This is a genomic window from Variovorax sp. GW821-FHT10C12 (assembly GCF_059415405.1).
Genome location: NZ_JBWKNE010000002.1, coordinates 638,724 through 654,232, shown reverse-complemented (window position 1 = coordinate 654,232; position 15,509 = coordinate 638,724). Strand labels below are relative to the sequence as shown.

Annotated in this window: 13 protein-coding genes; 8 read left to right on the top strand and 5 right to left on the bottom strand. The window is 67.8% G+C overall.

Translation table 11 applies throughout. The features are described from left to right. Positions 1–38 precede the first annotated feature (38 nt). The 4 genes from AC07OH_RS16320 (at position 39) to AC07OH_RS16305 (ending at position 5,604) form a co-directional block, all read left to right on the top strand. Positions 39–1,181, top strand: coding sequence for a putative 2-aminoethylphosphonate ABC transporter ATP-binding protein (locus AC07OH_RS16320; protein WP_095744307.1), 1,143 nt, complete (start codon positions 39–41; stop codon positions 1,179–1,181). Continuing rightward, entirely contained in the window at positions 1,178–2,902 is a 1,725-nt protein-coding gene (locus AC07OH_RS16315) for a putative 2-aminoethylphosphonate ABC transporter permease subunit (protein ID WP_495301387.1), read from the top strand. The genes AC07OH_RS16320 and AC07OH_RS16315 overlap by 4 nt, the downstream gene beginning before the upstream one ends. 51 nt (positions 2,903–2,953) lie before the next feature. Beyond that, complete coding sequence (locus AC07OH_RS16310; protein WP_307584858.1) at positions 2,954–4,084, top strand: 2-aminoethylphosphonate--pyruvate transaminase; 1,131 nt, start codon at positions 2,954–2,956, stop codon at positions 4,082–4,084. A gap of 77 nt (positions 4,085–4,161) precedes the next feature. Further along, the gene (locus AC07OH_RS16305) at positions 4,162–5,604 is read left to right on the top strand and encodes an MFS transporter (RefSeq protein ID WP_495301386.1); all 1,443 of its coding nucleotides are present in this window, start codon (positions 4,162–4,164) and stop codon (positions 5,602–5,604) included. 6 nt (positions 5,605–5,610) lie between these two features. Here AC07OH_RS16305 and AC07OH_RS16300 read toward each other — a convergent pair whose 3' ends face one another. Continuing rightward, complete coding sequence (locus tag AC07OH_RS16300) at positions 5,611–6,903, bottom strand: SUMF1/EgtB/PvdO family nonheme iron enzyme (RefSeq protein ID WP_495301385.1); 1,293 nt, start codon at positions 6,901–6,903, stop codon at positions 5,611–5,613. A gap of 167 nt (positions 6,904–7,070) precedes the next feature. Between AC07OH_RS16300 and AC07OH_RS16295 the strand changes: the two genes are divergently transcribed. The 3 genes from AC07OH_RS16295 (at position 7,071) to AC07OH_RS16285 (ending at position 9,731) form a co-directional block, all read left to right on the top strand. Beyond that, positions 7,071–7,610, top strand: a complete 540-nt coding sequence (locus AC07OH_RS16295; protein WP_489062425.1) for a TRAP transporter small permease subunit — start codon at positions 7,071–7,073, stop codon at positions 7,608–7,610. A 64-nt stretch (positions 7,611–7,674) separates the two neighbouring features. Next, entirely contained in the window at positions 7,675–9,213 is a 1,539-nt protein-coding gene (locus tag AC07OH_RS16290; protein ID WP_062468805.1) for a TRAP transporter large permease, read from the top strand. Beyond that, the gene (locus AC07OH_RS16285; protein WP_307637887.1) at positions 9,210–9,731 is read left to right on the top strand and encodes a hypothetical protein; all 522 of its coding nucleotides are present in this window, start codon (positions 9,210–9,212) and stop codon (positions 9,729–9,731) included. The genes AC07OH_RS16290 and AC07OH_RS16285 overlap by 4 nt, the downstream gene beginning before the upstream one ends. 74 nt (positions 9,732–9,805) lie before the next feature. On the opposite strand, the gene AC07OH_RS16280 is transcribed toward AC07OH_RS16285, so the two are convergent. The 4 genes from AC07OH_RS16280 to xseB all read right to left on the bottom strand — a co-directional run bounded on the left by AC07OH_RS16280 (position 9,806) and on the right by xseB (position 14,081). After that, positions 9,806–10,885, bottom strand: coding sequence for a TRAP transporter substrate-binding protein (locus AC07OH_RS16280; protein WP_354347505.1), 1,080 nt, complete (start codon positions 10,883–10,885; stop codon positions 9,806–9,808). A gap of 130 nt (positions 10,886–11,015) precedes the next feature. Further along, the gene (dxs, locus tag AC07OH_RS16275) at positions 11,016–12,860 is read right to left on the bottom strand and encodes a 1-deoxy-D-xylulose-5-phosphate synthase (protein WP_159277877.1); all 1,845 of its coding nucleotides are present in this window, start codon (positions 12,858–12,860) and stop codon (positions 11,016–11,018) included. A gap of 22 nt (positions 12,861–12,882) precedes the next feature. After that, complete coding sequence (locus tag AC07OH_RS16270; protein WP_495301384.1) at positions 12,883–13,818, bottom strand: polyprenyl synthetase family protein; 936 nt, start codon at positions 13,816–13,818, stop codon at positions 12,883–12,885. Beyond that, positions 13,815–14,081 (bottom strand): exodeoxyribonuclease VII small subunit, encoded by a 267-nt coding sequence (xseB, locus tag AC07OH_RS16265; protein ID WP_062468817.1) that lies wholly within the window; start codon positions 14,079–14,081, stop codon positions 13,815–13,817. The genes AC07OH_RS16270 and xseB overlap by 4 nt, the downstream gene beginning before the upstream one ends. Positions 14,082–14,352: 271 nt before the next feature. Between xseB and AC07OH_RS16260 the strand changes: the two genes are divergently transcribed. Further along, positions 14,353–15,498 (top strand): aromatic ring-hydroxylating oxygenase subunit alpha, encoded by a 1,146-nt coding sequence (locus AC07OH_RS16260; protein WP_495301383.1) that lies wholly within the window; start codon positions 14,353–14,355, stop codon positions 15,496–15,498. Positions 15,499–15,509 lie beyond the last annotated feature (11 nt).

The window sequence follows — 15,509 nt, the reverse complement described above, 5'->3', positions numbered from 1 at the left end:
CCGCAGCTGGTGACGCCCTCCAACGACGAGTGCGAAAAATGGACATGACCGACACCCGCTTCATCGCCAGCCAGTTGACTCCCACCTCGGCCCCGCCCGCGGCCCTCGAGATCGTCGGTGTTCGCAAGGACTTCGAGACCTTCAGCGCGCTGCGCGACGTGCACCTGCGCGTGAACCCGGGCGAGATGCTGTGCTTTCTCGGCCCCTCGGGCTGCGGCAAGACCACGCTGCTGCGCATCATCGCGGGCCTGGAGACGCAGACCGCCGGGCAGATCCTGCAGAACGGCAAGGACGTCTCGTGGCTCTCGCCGGACAAGCGCGACTACGGCATCGTGTTCCAGTCGTATGCGCTTTTTCCCAACCTGTCGATCGCCGAGAACGTGGGCTACGGCCTCGTCAACAGCCGCGCGAAAAGGGGTGAGATCAAGGCACGCGTCGACGAGCTGCTGAAGCTGGTCGGCCTGCCGACCTCGGGCGCCAAGTACCCGAGCCAGCTCTCGGGCGGCCAGCAACAGCGCGTGGCCCTGGCCCGCGCACTGGCCACGCGGCCCGGCCTGCTGCTGCTGGACGAGCCGCTGTCGGCGCTCGACGCGCTGGAGCGCATCCGCCTGCGCGGCGAGATTCGCCGGCTGCAAAAGCAGGTCGGCATCACGACCATCATGGTCACGCACGACCAGGAAGAAGCGCTGTCGATGGCCGACCGCATCGTGGTGATGAACCACGGCGTGATCGAGCAGGTCGGCACGCCGATGGAAATCTACGAGCAGCCGGCCACGCCCTTCGTGGCCGACTTCGTGGGCAAGGTCAACGTGCTGCGCGCGATGGCGCTGGGCAACCAGCGCTTCCAGGTCGGCGACATGGAGCTGCAGTGCGACGCCTGCGACGGCGCCTTCGAGCCCGGCGACGCGGTCAACCTGTACCTGCGGCCCGAAGACCGCGCGGTGGAACACCTGCGCGAGGACACGCCCAACCGCCTGCAGGCCAAGGTCACGAAGGTCGAGTTCCTGGGCGGCCTGTGCATTGCCGAAGTGACGGCCGACGCGCTGCACGGCCAGACGCTGGGCCTGCACTTCTCGCTGAACCAGCTGCATGACCTGGACATCCGCGAAGGCAACACGATCGACATCGCGCTGCGCGCCAACCGCATCCGCGCCTTTGCCGCGCGCACGTCGAAGCCATGAACACGCTGGCACACCCCCGCCCGGCTTTGGCCGCGCGCCCCGCCCTGCGCTGGAGCCGCGACGAGACCATCGCACGCGCCATCCTGTTCGTGGTGATGGCGATGCTGTTCGTGTTCCTCATCGCGCCGCTCTTGACCATCCTGGCCCACGCGGTGCAGGACAAGAACGGCCGCTTCGTCGGCCTCGCCCACTTCATCACCTACTTCCAGACGCCGAGCCTGCTGCGCGCGGCCTGGAACTCGGTGTGGGTGTCGGCCGCGGTGGTGATGATCTCGGTGCCCACGGCCTTCGTGTTCGCCTACGCGCTCACGCGCAGCCGCATGCCGGCGCCGCTGAAGGCGGTGTTCCGGCTCATCGCGCTCATTCCGCTGCTCGCGCCCTCGCTGCTGTCGGCCATTTCGTTCGTGCAGTGGTTCGGCAACCAGGGCGCACTCAAGTTCCTGCTGGGCGGCGCCTCGATCTACGGCGCGCCCGGGATCATCCTGGCCGAGGTCTACAACACCTTTCCGCACGCGCTGATGATCCTGGTCACCGCGCTGTCGCTGGCCGACGGCCGGCTGTACGAGGCGGCCACCGCCCTGCGCACGCGCCCGTTCCGTCAGTTCATGACGATCACCCTGCCCTCGTGCAAGTACGGCCTGATCAGCGCGGCCACGGTGGTCTTCACCTACGTGGTCAGCGACTTCGGCGCGCCCAAGGTGATCGGCGGCAACTTCAACGTGCTGTCGGTCGACGTGTTCAAGCAGGTGGTGGGCCAGCACAACTTCTCCATCGGCGCGGTGGTGGGCATGCTGCTGCTCATTCCGTCGATCATCTCGTTCGTGATCGACTACGTGGTGCGGCGCAAGCTGAAGGCGCAGCTCACGGCGCGCTCGGTGCCCTACACACCCAAGCCACGCAAGGTGGCCGATGCGCTGCTCACGCTGTTCTGCACCGTGGTCTGCAGCCTGCTGCTGGCCACCATCGGCATGGCGATCTACACGTCTGCGATCTCGCTGTGGCCCTACGACCTGTCGTTCACGCTCAAGCACTACCACTTCGTGCTGGTGGAAAGCGACATGGCCGCCGCCTACGGCAACAGCCTGCTCGTGGCCATGGTCACCGCGGTGGCCGGCTCGCTCATCGTGTTCGTGGGCGCCTACCTGATCGAGAAGACGCGCAACCTGGGCCTCATGCGCAAGGGCATGCACCTGATGGCGGTGCTGTCGATGGCGGTGCCGGGCCTGGTGCTGGGCCTGGGCTACGTGATGTTCTTCAACCATCCGTCCAACCCGCTGAACTTCCTGTACCAGACGATGGCGATCCTGGTGATCTCGATGGTGGTGCACTACTACACCTCGAGCCACCTCACGGCGGTGACGGCGCTCAAGCAGATCGACAACGAGTTCGAGGCCGTGTCGGCGTCGCTCAAGGTGCCGTTCTTCAAGACCTTCCTGCGCGTGACGGTGCCGGTGTGCCTGCCGGCCATCCTGGACATCGGGCGCTACTTCTTCGTGGTGTCGATGGCCAGCCTCTCGTGCGCCATCTTCTTGTACACGCCGGAGACCATCCTCGCGTCGGTCGCGATCATGCACCTGGACGACGCCGGCGACATCGGCCCGGCCGCCGCGCTGGCCAGCCTGATCGTCGTCACCTCGACGCTGGTGTGCATCGCCTACGCACTGCTCACCCGCGTGCTGCTCGCACGCACGCAGGCCTGGCGCAACCTCGGCCGCGGCTGAACGAACCCCTCACCTCTCGCCCCTCATTCCCTTTCCCTGCCTGGAGACACCATGAGTCAAGCCGCCCACCCCATCCTGCTCACGCCCGGCCCCCTGACCACCTCGGACCGCACCCGCCAAGCGATGCTGCGCGACTGGGGTTCATGGGACGCCGACTTCAACCAGATCACGGCGCGCATCCGCAAGGAAGTGCTCAACATCGTGCACGGCACGGGCACGCACGAATGCGTGCCCCTGCAAGGCAGCGGCACCTTCTCGGTCGAAGCGGCCATCGGCACGATCGTGCCGCGCAACGGCCATGTGCTGGTGCCGAGCAACGGCGCCTACTGCCAGCGCCTGGCCAAGATCTGCAAGGTGCTGGGCCGCAAGCTCACCACCATCGACTACACTGAAGAGAAACAGGTCTCGCCCGCCGACGTCGACCGCGCGCTCGCGGCCGACCCGTCCATCACGCACGTCGCGGTGGTGCACTGCGAAACCGGCGCGGGCGTGCTCAACCCGCTGCACGAGATCGCGCTCGTTGTCGCCAAGCACGGGCGCGGCCTGATCATCGACGCGATGAGCTCCTTCGGCGCGCTGGAGATCGACGCGCGCAAGACGCCCTTCGACGCCGTGGTCGCCGCCTCGGGCAAGTGCCTCGAAGGCGTGCCGGGCATGGGCTTCGTCGTCATCAAGCGCAGCACGCTCGAGAAGTGCGAAGGCAATTGCCACTCGCTGAGCATGGACCTGTACGACCAGTGGGTCTACATGGAGAAGACCACGCAGTGGCGCTTCACGCCGCCCACGCACGTGGTGGCCGCGCTCGACACCGCCATTGCGCAGTACATCGAGGAAGGCGGCCTGCCCGCGCGCGGCGGGCGCTACACGCGCAACTGCAAGGCGCTGGTCGACGGCCTCGCCACGCTGGGCTTCCGGCCTTTTCTCGACCCGGCCATCCAGGCGCCGATCATCGTCACCTTCCATGCGCCGGACGATGCCAACTACAACTTCAAGACCTTCTACCAGGAGGTGAAGAAGCGCGGCTACATCCTCTACCCCGGCAAGCTGACGCAGGTCGAGACCTTCCGCGTGGGTTGCATGGGGCACTTCGGCGACGCAGGCATCCCGGGCGCGGTCGCGGCCATTGCCGACACGCTGAAAGCCATGGGCATCCGGCAGGTGACGGCGGCCGTCGCGGCCTGAAGCACCTCTGGGCAGACCGGCGCATTGCAGCGCCGGTCCTACAACGCGGGGGTGATGCGCTTCGCATAATGCCCCGCATGACGGTTCTGCGCAGCGACATCCCTGCCCGCCTGGACCGCCTGCCGTGGTCGCGCTGGCATTGGCGCGTGGTGATCGCGCTGGGCGTGGCCTGGATCCTCGACGGCCTCGAGGTCACGCTGGTGGGCTCCATCGGCGCGGTGCTGGAGCGGCCCGACACGCTCGGGCTCACGGCCGCAGAAATCGGCTGGTCGGGCTCGATCTACATCGCGGGCGCGGTGATCGGCGCGCTGGTGTTCGGCCGGCTCACCGACCGGCTCGGGCGCAAGAAGCTCTTCCTGCTCACGCTCGTGGTCTACACGCTGGGCACGCTGGCCACGGCCTTCTCCCCCAACTTCGCCTTCTTCGCGCTGTGCCGCTTCGTCACGGGGCTGGGCATCGGCGGCGAGTACGCGGCCATCAACTCGGCCATCGACGAACTCATTCCGGCGCGCGTGCGCGGGCGCGTCAACCTGGCGATCAACGGCAGCTTCTGGATCGGTGCGGCGCTCGGCGCGGCGCTGAGCCTCGTGCTGCTCGATGCGCGCGTGATCGGCCCCGTGTGGGGCTGGCGCGCGGGCTTCGCGCTGGGCGCGGTGCTGGCGGTGGCGATCCTGCTGGTGCGCCGCCACGTGCCCGAGAGCCCGCGCTGGCTCATCGCGCACGGACGCGCGGATGAGGCCGAGCGCATCGTCGCGGACATTGAGCGCGAAGTCGAAATGCAGCACGGCCCGCTGCCCGCCGCGCGCGGCCACGTGATGTACACCGCCGCGCGCCCCAACAGCCCGCCGATGCGCGAGGTGGCGCGCGTGCTGCTGCGGCGCTATCCGGCGCGCAGCGTGGTGGCGACGGCGCTCATGGTGTCGCAGGCCTTTTTCTACAACGCGATCTTCTTCACCTACGCGCTGGTGCTCACGCGCTTCTACGGCGTGGCCGAGGGCCGCGTGGCGCTGTACATCTTTCCGTTCGCGCTGGGCAACGTGCTGGGGCCGCTGCTGCTGGGCCCGCTGTTCGACAGCGTGGGCCGGCGCCGGATGATCGCGCTGACCTATGTGCTGGCCGGCGTGGGCCTGGCGCTCACGGGCTGGGCCTTCATGCAGGGCTGGCTCGACGCGCGCAGCCAGGCGCTGTGCTGGTCGGCGGTGTTCTTCCTGGCGTCGGCGGCGGCCAGCTCGGCCTACCTGACGGTGAGCGAGGTGTTCCCGCTGGAGATGCGCGCCATGGCCATCGCGATCTTCTATGCCATCGGCATGGGCGCGGGCGGCTTCGCGGCGCCGGTGCTGTTCGGGATGCTGATCGAGACCGGCAGCCGCGGCGCGGTGATGGTGGGCTACCTGATCGGCGCCGCGCTGGTCATCGTCGCGGGGCTGCTGGCGTTGCGCCACGCGGCCGATGCGGAACGCAAGCCGCTGGAGGAAGTGGCGCCGCCGCTGTCGTCGGAGGCTGGCGGCGAGCGGCCCTGAAGACGGCTACAGCGCGCAGGTGCGAAAGCCGAAGAAGCCGTCGTCGCTGTCGGGCAGCGCAAAGCCACGGCGACGCGGCGAACGCAGGCGCGCGCGCGTCGCGAACGAGGCGCCGCGCAGCACGCGCGCGCGGCCGAAGGCGGCCACCGGATCGAACTCGCCGCCGGCGCTCCACGGATCGGCCCGGAAGCCCGGCCAGGGTTGCAGCGTGCCTGCGGTCCACTCGTGCACGTCGGCCCAGCGGAAGCCCCGCCGCGCGGCCGTGTGGGCGGCGATTTCCCATTCGACCTCAGTCGCGATGCGCCGGCCGGCCCAGCGCGCCCAGGCGTCGGCCTCCCACCAGCTCAGGTGCACGGCGCTGTGGTGCCCGGCCGCGCGCACGGTGACGCCGAAGCGCTGCTGCAGCACCGAGCCGCCGGTGCCGTTGCGCGACACGCCGATCTGCTCCACATGGCGCGGTCCGCGCCGGCCTTCGGTCTGCGCGGCGAGCCAGCGCCAGCCGTCGCCGTGCCACAGCTCCTCGCGGTCGTAGCCGCCGTCGTCGACGAACTCGATGTACTGGTCCCAGGTGACGGGCTGGGCGTCGATCTCGAACTCGGGCACGTCGACGCGGTGCGCCGCGCCTTCCTGCGCGAACAGGAAGCCGCTGTGCTCGGGCAGGCCGAGCTCCCAGCGTGTGGCCGGCAGCAGCAGCGGCTCGCGCGTGACGGCGGTGGGCGGCTGCTCGATGTTCAGCGGCAGGCCCAGCGTCTGCGCCAGCACCACGAGCTGTTCGCCGCGCAGGTCTTCATGGAACAGCGCCAGCCGGTAGAAGTACAGGCCGGCATCGGTCTCGGCGGCGTTCTCGAGCAGCTCGAGCGTGCTTTCGAGGGTTTCGAGCAGGTAGGCCTTGGTCTGGCCCAGGCCCGGCAGGTCGGGCGACCAGCAGCGATCGGCCGCGCCCTGGGCCGGGTTCCACCAGTCGTCGGCGTCGGGGTCGATGGCGGCCAGCCGCGTGGGGCGCACGGGGCAGTCGATGCCGAAGGCGCGCTGGGTGTTGCGCCCGATCCACCATTCGGCGAACCAGCCGATGTGGCCGGCCAGCCAGACCGGCGGCAGCACGGCCGGCTGCTGCGTCACGCGCATGCTTTCGCCCAGCGCTTGTTCGAACAGGGACAGCAGGTGCAGCGTGTGGTTGCGGGCGTCGATGAGGGCCAGCGAAAGCAGATCGCGGCCGGCGCGGCGCATGTCGGGCGAGTCGATCGACAGGGGCGGGCTCGCCGCACCGAAGGGCGTCGAAGGCGGCGGGCTCGAAGACATGGGCCATTATGGCGACCGCCCGACAGGCCCTCTGGCGACGCGGATTCCGGGTAAACCCGAGTTTGTGTCAAGGCAATACTAAGGTTCACCGAGATACCATTGCGGGCTTTGCGCGCAGCCCCCACCAGGGGCCGGCGCTTCACCTTGGGCTTCGCGGGAGACACCCCTTGTCTGTATTCCTCAAATTCGCGGCCGTCATGGACTGGGTCAGCGAAAAATTCGGCAAATTTGCCGGCTATGCGGTTCTGGCCGCGTCGCTCATCTCGGCCGCCAACGCCTTCGTCCGGTACGGCTTCGACTTCAGCAACAACGCCTTCCTCGAGATCCAGTGGTACCTGTTCGCCGCCACCGTGATGCTCGGTGCGCCGGTGGTGCTGCGCTACAACGAGCACGTGCGCGTGGACATCATCTACGGCAAGCTCAAGGGCCACGGGCCGGTGTATGTCGACCTGTTCGGCCTGACCTTCTTCCTGCTGCCGGTGATGGGTCTCATGACCTACCTCACCTGGCCGTTCTTCTGGAACACCTGGGTGTCGGGCGAGATGTCGGGCAACATCGGCGGGCTGATCCGCTGGCCCGCCGCGCTGCTGATGCCCGTGGGTTTCTGCACGATGTTCCTGCAAGGTGTCGCCGAGATCATCAAGCGCATCGCCTACCTGCGCGGACTGATCGAGATGAACACGCACTACGAGAAGCCGGTGCAGTGATGGCGTTCGTCGCGCTTCGCCAGACCGCCCCGACACCGCCCGCACCGCAGGACAAGTAGACATCATGCACATGGAAAATTTCGCCCCGATCATGTTCGCGGGGCTCGTGGTGATCATGCTGATCGGGTTTCCGGTCGCGTTTTCGCTCTCGGCCCTCGGCCTGATCTGCGGCTTCTTCGCCATCGAGATGGGCTGGTTCCCGGCCGGCTTCATGGCCAACCTGCCGCTCAACGTGTTCGGCATCCTGTCGAACGAGACGCTGCTGGCCATTCCGTTCTTCACGCTCATGGGAGCGGTGTTGGAGAAATGCGGGCTCGCCGAGGACATGCTCGACTCGATGGGCCAGCTCTTCGGCCCGATCCGTGGCGGCCTGGGCTACTCGGTGATCATCGTGGGCTTCATCCTCGGCGCCATCACCGGCACCGTGGCCGGCCAGGTGATCGCGATGGCGATGATCTCGCTGCCGGTCATGATGCGCTACGGCTACAACATGCGTTACTCGACCGGCGTGCTCGCCGCCTCGGGAACCATCACGCAGCTGGTGCCGCCCTCGCTGGTGCTGATCGTCATGGCCGACCAGCTCGGCACCGACGTCGGCCAGATGTACAAGGGCGCCTGGGGCCCGTCGATCCTGCAGGTGGTGATCTTCGCGATCTACACCTTCCTGGTCTCGCGCATCCGCCCGCACTACGTGCCCGGCCTGCCCGCCACGGCGCGCACGCTGCACGGCTGGGCGCTGTGGGGCAAGTGCCTGCGCGGCATCATCCCCTCGGCCATCCTGATCTTCGCGGTGCTCGGCTCGATGGGCGGCCTGCCCTTCATGGACAAGGCCATCGCCACGCCGACCGAGGCCGGCGCCATGGGCGCGGTCGGCGCGCTGGTGCTGGCGCTCATTCACCGGCGCCTGAACTGGGCGCTGATGAAGGACGCAATGGAAGGCACCATGCGCCTCACGGCCATGGTGGTGTTCATCCTGATCGGCTCGCGCGTGTTCTCGCTGGTGTTCCAGGGCGTGGACGGCGCCAAGTGGATCGAGCACATGCTCTCGGGCCTGCCGGGCGGCCAGATCGGCTTCCTGATCGCGGTCAACATCTTCGTGTTCTTCCTGGCGTTCTTCCTCGACTTCTTCGAGATCGCCTTCATCATCCTGCCGCTGCTGGGCCCCGTGGCCCACAAGCTGGGCATCGACATGGTGTGGTTCGGCGTGCTGCTGTGCGTGAACATGCAGACCTCGTTCATGCACCCGCCCTTCGGCTTCGCGCTGTTCTACTTGCGGGGCATCGCCGACACCCTGTTCAAGAACGGGGCGTTGCCCAAGAAGGTGGAGTCGCGCGACATCTACCTGGGCGCCGTGCCCTGGGTCGTGATGCAGCTGCTGCTGGTGGCCATCGTGATCTTCTTCCCGCAGACGGTGACCGTGTTCCTCGAGAAGGAAAAGGTCGTCGACATCGACAAGGTCAACCTCGACATGCCGGTCGACCCGAACGCGCCGCCCGCCACCGACAACGGCGTGAACATGGAAGACCCGTTCGGCAACCAGAAGACGCCCGAGGAAACGCCGGCGCCGGCGGCCCCGGCGGCGGGCGAAGCCTCCAAGCCGTGAGCGACGCCCGCCCCGGCGACGCCCCGAACGACCACCCCGCAACGCAAGAAGGCGGCCCGCTCGAAAGCGCCGCCTTCCCGCCGCTGCTGCGCACGCTGGCGGTGGTGCTGGTGGTCGATCTCTTCGCCTTCGCGCTGTGGAGCCTGCCGTCGCTGCGCACCACCAGCTGGTCGGCCACCAGCCTGTTCGTCTTCGGCGTGGCGGGCCTGTGCGTGATCTGGGTCGGCTACTGGATCGTCTACAGCCGCACCCGCCTCGAAGGCGACGTGCTGACGCAGACCTGGCTGTGGAACAAGCGCGTGAGCGCGCAGGACGTGGCGCAGCTCAAGCTGGTGCACATCCGCATGCTCGAGCGCGTGATCGCGCCGCGCCTGCTGGTGCGCCGGCGCTTCGGCGGCATCACCTGGTTCCATGCCTACGATCCGCAGGTGCTGATCGCGTTCGGCGAACAGGTGGCGATGCGCACGCTGCCCTCCGCGCCACCGCCCTCCCCCGAACCCGACCCCGCGTCCAAATGAAAAAAGCCCCGCCGAAACCGGCGGGGCTTTTTTTCTTGTGAGGTGCGAAGCGCCGGGTTGCGGCGCCGCGTGCCTTACAGCTTCTGCTGTTGCATGAAGCGGTCGAAGGTGCCTTCGGTGTAGCGGAACCAGGCGTTCTGGTCGGCCAGGAACTTGGACCAGTCGCTGTAGATTTTCTTCCACTCGGGGTTGCTGTTGTTCAGGTCCGAGTAGATCTGCTGGGCCGACTTGAAGGCGGCGTTCATCACGTCCTGCGAGAACGGACGCAGCTTGGTGCCCGAGCCCACGAGCTGCTTGAGCGCGATCGGGTTCTTGGCGTCGTACTTGGCCGTCATCGTGATGTTGGCGTGCGCGGCAGCCGCTTCGACCACGGCCTTGAAATCGGCCGACAGGCCTTCCCATGCCTTGGTGTTGATGTAGAAGTCGAGTTCGGGGCCGCCTTCCCACCAGCCGGGGTAGTAGTAGAACGGGGCGATCTTGTTGAAGCCCAGCTTCTGGTCGTCGTACGGGCCGACCCATTCGAGACCGTCGAGCGTGCCCTTTTCGAGCGCGGGGTACAGGTCGGCGCCGGGGATCGATTGCGGGATCACGCCGAAGGGCTCGAGCACCTTGCCGGCGAACGGGTTGGTGCGGAACTTCAGGCCCTTCAGGTCGGCGACCGACTTGATTTCCTTGCGGAACCAGCCGCCCATCTGCGCGCCCGTGTTGCCGCCCGGCAGGTTGATGATGTTGTACTTGGCGTAGAAGGCGCGCATCAGCTTCAGGCCGTTGCCTTCGTACATCCAGGCGTTCTGCTGGCGGGTGTTCATGCCGAAGGGCACGGCGCAACCCAGGCAGAAGGTCGGGTCCTTGCCGTAGAAGTAGTAAGGCGCCGTGTGGGCCATTTCAACGGCGCCGCTCTGGATGCCGTCGACCACGCCGAAGGCGGGCATCAGCTCGCCGCCCGCGTGCACGGAGATCTGGAACTTGCCGCCCGTCATGTCGCTCACGCTCTTCGAGAACACCTCGGCGGTGCCGAAGATGGTGTCCAGCGACTTGGGAAAGCTCGATGCGAGACGCCAGCGAACGGTGGCTTGCGCGTGAACCGCGGGCGCGATGCCGGCAGCCAGAACGCCCGCGATGCCGGCGTTTTTGATGAGGGAACGACGATCCATTGAATTCACTCCGAGTGCTTTGGAAAAAACAAAACGCGGCTTGTGACCGCGTCAGGGACTTTTGTGAGTCCTTTTGATTGTAAAAACGCGCTTACAGGTGGCCGGCGGGGGTTTACCCTGCGACCTCTTGTCAAACGAAGCGTTTCTTGATCGCGGCGGCAATGCCGTCGGCATCGAGACCGATCGATGCGAGCAGCTTGGCCGGATCGCCGTGCTCGATGAAGCGGTCGGGCAGGCCCAACTGCAGCACCGGCTTCTGCACGCCGGCGGCCTGCAGGGCCTCGACCACCGCACTGCCTGCGCCGCCCATGATGGCGCCCTCTTCGAGCGTGACGAGCGCGTCGTGCGTGCCTGCGACCTGCAGCAGCAACTCGACGTCCAGCGGCTTGGCCCAGCGCATGTTGACCACGGTGGCGTCGAGCGACTCGGCCGCAGTGAGCGCCGGGTACAGCAAGGTGCCGAACGCGAGGATGGCGATGCGCTGGCCTTCGCGGCGAACCTCGCCCTTGCCGAAGGGCAGCGCGTCGAGCGTGAGGTGCGGCGTGGTGCCGGCGCCCGCGCCGCGCGGGTAGCGCACGGCCACCGGATGGTTCTGTTCGTAGGCGCTCGTCAGCAGCTGGCGGCACTCGCGCTCGTCGGCCGGGCAGGCGATGCTCATGTTGGGAATGCAGCGCAGGAACGGGATGTCGTACGCGCCCGCATGCGTGGCGCCGTCGGCGCCCACGAGGCCCGCGCGGTCGAGTGCGAACACCACGGGCAGGTTCTGGATCGCCACGTCGTGGATCAGCTGGTCGTAGGCGCGCTGCAGGAAGGTCGAGTAGATCGCCACCACGGGCTTCAGGCCCTCGCAGGCCAGGCCGGCCGCGAAAGTGACGGCATGCTGCTCGGCGATGCCGACGTCGTAGTAGCGGTCAGGGAAGCGCTTTTCGAACTCCACGAGCCCCGAGCCTTCGCGCATCGCGGGCGTGATGCCCACGAGGCGGCCGTCGTGCGCGGCCGTGTCGCACAGCCACTGGCCGAAGACCTGCGTGAAGGTCTGCTTGGCGGCCGTGGTCGACTTGACCAGGCCCACCTGCGGATCGAACTTGCCCGGGCCGTGGTAGGCCACCGGGTCGGCCTCGGCGAGCTTGTAGCCCTGCCCTTTTTTCGTGACCACGTGCAGGAACTGCGGGCCGTCCAGGTGCTTGAGGTTCTCGAGCGTGGGCACCAGCGAGTCGATGTCGTGGCCGTCGATGGGGCCGACGTAGTTGAAGCCGAACTGCTCGAACAGCGTGGCCGGCACGACCATGCCCTTGGCATGCTGCTCCAGGCGCTTGGCCAGCTCGAACAGCGGCGGCGCGTTGCGCAGCACGCTCTTGCCGACGCTCTTGGCGGCGGCGTAGAAGTTGCCGCTCATGAGCTGCGCGAGGTAGCGGTTGAGCGCGCCCACCGGCGGGCTGATCGACATGTCGTTGTCGTTCAGGATGACCAGCAGCTTGCAGTCGCACACGCCCGCGTTGTTGAGCGCCTCGAAGGCCATGCCGGCTGTGAGCGCGCCGTCGCCGATGATGGCCACGGCATGGCGCTTCTCGCCCTTCTGCTTGGCCGCCATGGCCATGCCGAGCGCGGCCGAGATGCTGGTCGACGAGTGGGCGGTGCCGAAGGTGTCGTACTCGCTCTCGGTGCGCTGCGGAAAGCCCGAGATGCCGCCGAGCTGGCGCAGCGTGGGCATGCGCTCGCGCCGGCCCGTGAGGATCTTGTGCGGGTAGGTCTGGTGGCCCACGTCCCACACCAGCCGGTCGTGCGGCGTGTTGAACACATGGTGCAGCGCCACCGTCAGCTCGACCGTGCCGAGGTTGGAGCTCAGGTGGCCGCCGGTGCGCGAGACGTTGTCGAGCACGCAGGCGCGCACCTCGTCGGACAGCTGCTTGAGCTGGGCCCGGTCGTACTGGCGGATCGGCGAAGGGTCGTGGAGAGTGGGAAGCAGCGGAGCCATGGAGGTGGGTTCTTTTTTCTTCTCAGCGGTCGCGGTCGACCACCATGTGGGCCAGGGCGCGCAGTGCCGAGGTGTCGGCCAAGCCGCTCTTGTTCAGCGCGGCGATGGCATCGGCAAGAAGCTGGCTCGCCTGCGCGCGCGCGCCGTCCAGGCCGAGCAGCGACACGTAGGTGGGCTTGTCGGCCGCGGCGTCCTTGCCGGCGGTCTTGCCCAGGGTTTGCGAGTCGGCGGTGACGTCGAGGATGTCGTCGACCACCTGGAACGCCAGGCCGATGGCAGCGCCGTAGTCGCGCAGCGCCGCCAGCGCGGCCGGCGACACGGTGCCGCAGGCGGCGCCCATCTCGACGCTGCCCTGCAGCAGCGCGCCGGTCTTCAGGCGGTGCATTTCGCGCAGCTGGGTTTCGTTCAGTGCGATGCCGACGCTGGCCAGGTCGATGGCCTGGCCGCCGGCCATGCCCTGGCTGCCGGCCGCGCGCGCCAGCAGGCGGCACAGCAGGGCCTGCATGGCCGCGGGTACCTCGTCGCCCTCGGGGGCGAGCAACTCGAAGGCCAGTGCCTGCAGCGCGTCGCCCGCGAGCAGCGCGTCGGCTTCGCCGAACTTCACGTGCACGGTGGGCTTGCCGCGGCGCAGCACGTCGTTGTCCATGCACGGCAGGTCGTCGTGCACCAGCGAATAGGCGTGGATGAGTTCGGTGGCGCAGGCCGCACGCAGCGCGGCGTGGGCGTTGCCGCCGACCGCTTCATTGGCCGCGAGCACCAGCAGCGGCCGCAGCCGCTTGCCGCCGTCGAGCACGGCATAGCGCATGGCGTCGCCCAGCAGCACCGGCGCGTCGACGCCGACCCAGCGCGACAGCGCCGCCTCGACCGTGGCCAGGTGGGGCTCGGCCCAGCCGGCCAGCGTCTTCGCGTCCCAGGGGGCGGTGGTGGAGGCGGTGGAGGTCATCGGGACGGCGCTCATTCGGCCGTCCAGGGCTTGAGGCTGCCCGCGTCGAGCACCTTGATCTGGTCCTCGACCGCCTGCAGCTTGTCGCGGCAGAAGCCGAGCAATGCGGCGCCGCGCTGGTAGCTGCCCAGCAGCTGGTCCAACGGCAGCTGGCCCGATTCGAGTTCTGCAACCAGTTGTTCCAGTTCCTGGAGCCCGGCTTCGTAGCTGGCGGGCAGCGGCCCGGTGTCGGGCGTCGCCGCCGGGCTGGTCGTGGAAGGAGAAGGCACCTTGGGCATGCAACGAATCGTGGATGAAACGAAGCATTTTAGGGCGGGGGCGCAACGAAGCGCCGGGCAGCCTGCGCACGCGCGCGCGACCCTTTGCAACACCCTGTATGGCGCCCGGCCATGCGAGGCCAAAACCCGGCGGGCGCAAAAATGCCCCCCGGGTACAATCCCCGCTTCCCCCGCCGGTCACCGGCACACCTCTTCGGGCCGTCACCCTTGCAGACGGCGCCTTCCGTTTTTTTCTTTTTTTCTCCCTGTGGGGAGCTTGGTCAGGTCCTCCATGTCTGATTTAAGTCTTCAACTGCAGCAGGCCGCGAGCCAACTTCCAGTTACCGCGTATTTCGACGAGGCCTTGTACGCCCGCGAAATGCAGAACCTTTTCGCGCGAGGGCCCCGCTACGTCGGGCACCGACTGGCCGTGCCCGAGCCGGGTGACTTCCACACCCTGCCGCAGGAACACCAGGGCCGCGCGCTGGTCCACACGCCCAAGGGCGTGGAGCTCATCTCGAACGTCTGCCGCCACCGCCAGGCCCTCATCCTGCAGGGCCGGGGCCAGCTCGACACCCAGACCGGCGGCAACATCGTCTGCCCCCTGCACCGCTGGACCTACGCCGCGAAAGATGCGCGCACCACCGGCACACTGATCGGCGCCCCGCATTTCGACCAGGACCCGTGCCTGAACCTGCACAACTACCCGCTCACCGAATGGAACGGTCTTCTGTTCGAGAAGAACGCCGACGGCAGCGGCCGTGACGTGGTGGCCGACATGGCGGGCCTGGGCCCGCAGGCCGACCTCGACTTCTCGGGCTACGCGCTCGACCGCGTCGAGCTGCACGAGTGCAACTACAACTGGAAGACCTTCATCGAGGTCTACCTCGAGGACTACCACGTCGGCCCGTTCCATCCCGGCCTGGGCAGCTTCGTCACCTGCGACGACCTGCGCTGGGAGTTCAAGCCCGAGTTCTCGGTGCAGACGGTGGGCGTGGCCAACCGCCTGGGCCGTGCGGGCAGCCCGGTCTACCAGAAGTGGCAGGAGCAGCTGCTCAAGTACCGCGACGGCAAGCCGCCCAAGTACGGCGCGATCTGGCTCACCTACTACCCGCACGTGATGATCGAGTGGTACCCGCACGTGCTCACGGTGTCGACGCTGCACCCGGTGAGCCCGACCAAGACGCTCAACATGGTCGAGTTCTTCTACCCCGAGGAAATCGTCGCCTTCGAGCGCGAGTTCGTCGAGGCCCAGCAGGCCGCCTACATGGAGACCTGCGTGGAAGACGACGAGATCGCCGAGCGCATGGATGCCGGTCGCCGCGCGCTCATGCTGCGCGGCGACAACGAGACCGGCCCCTACCAGAGCCCCATGGAAGACGGCATGCAGCAGTTCCACGAGTGGTACCGCAACGCGATGCAACAACCACGCGCCTGAACGCCGCCCCG

Bases quoted from the DNA above. Each gene is read 5' to 3' on its own strand.
- AC07OH_RS16320 (WP_095744307.1), top strand. From the start codon at position 39: ATGGACATGACCGACACCCGCTTCATCGCCAGCCAGTTGACTCCCACC.
- AC07OH_RS16315 (WP_495301387.1), top strand. From the start codon at position 1,178: ATGAACACGCTGGCACACCCCCGCCCGGCTTTGGCCGCGCGCCCCGCC.
- AC07OH_RS16310 (WP_307584858.1), top strand. From the start codon at position 2,954: ATGAGTCAAGCCGCCCACCCCATCCTGCTCACGCCCGGCCCCCTGACC.
- AC07OH_RS16305 (WP_495301386.1), top strand. From the start codon at position 4,162: ATGACGGTTCTGCGCAGCGACATCCCTGCCCGCCTGGACCGCCTGCCG.
- AC07OH_RS16300 (WP_495301385.1), bottom strand. From the start codon at position 6,903: ATGTCTTCGAGCCCGCCGCCTTCGACGCCCTTCGGTGCGGCGAGCCCG.
- AC07OH_RS16290 (WP_062468805.1), top strand. From the start codon at position 7,675: ATGCACATGGAAAATTTCGCCCCGATCATGTTCGCGGGGCTCGTGGTG.
- AC07OH_RS16280 (WP_354347505.1), bottom strand. From the start codon at position 10,885: ATGGATCGTCGTTCCCTCATCAAAAACGCCGGCATCGCGGGCGTTCTG.
- dxs (WP_159277877.1), bottom strand. From the start codon at position 12,860: ATGGCTCCGCTGCTTCCCACTCTCCACGACCCTTCGCCGATCCGCCAG.
- AC07OH_RS16270 (WP_495301384.1), bottom strand. From the start codon at position 13,818: ATGAGCGCCGTCCCGATGACCTCCACCGCCTCCACCACCGCCCCCTGG.
- xseB (WP_062468817.1), bottom strand. From the start codon at position 14,081: ATGCCCAAGGTGCCTTCTCCTTCCACGACCAGCCCGGCGGCGACGCCC.
- AC07OH_RS16260 (WP_495301383.1), top strand. From the start codon at position 14,353: ATGTCTGATTTAAGTCTTCAACTGCAGCAGGCCGCGAGCCAACTTCCA.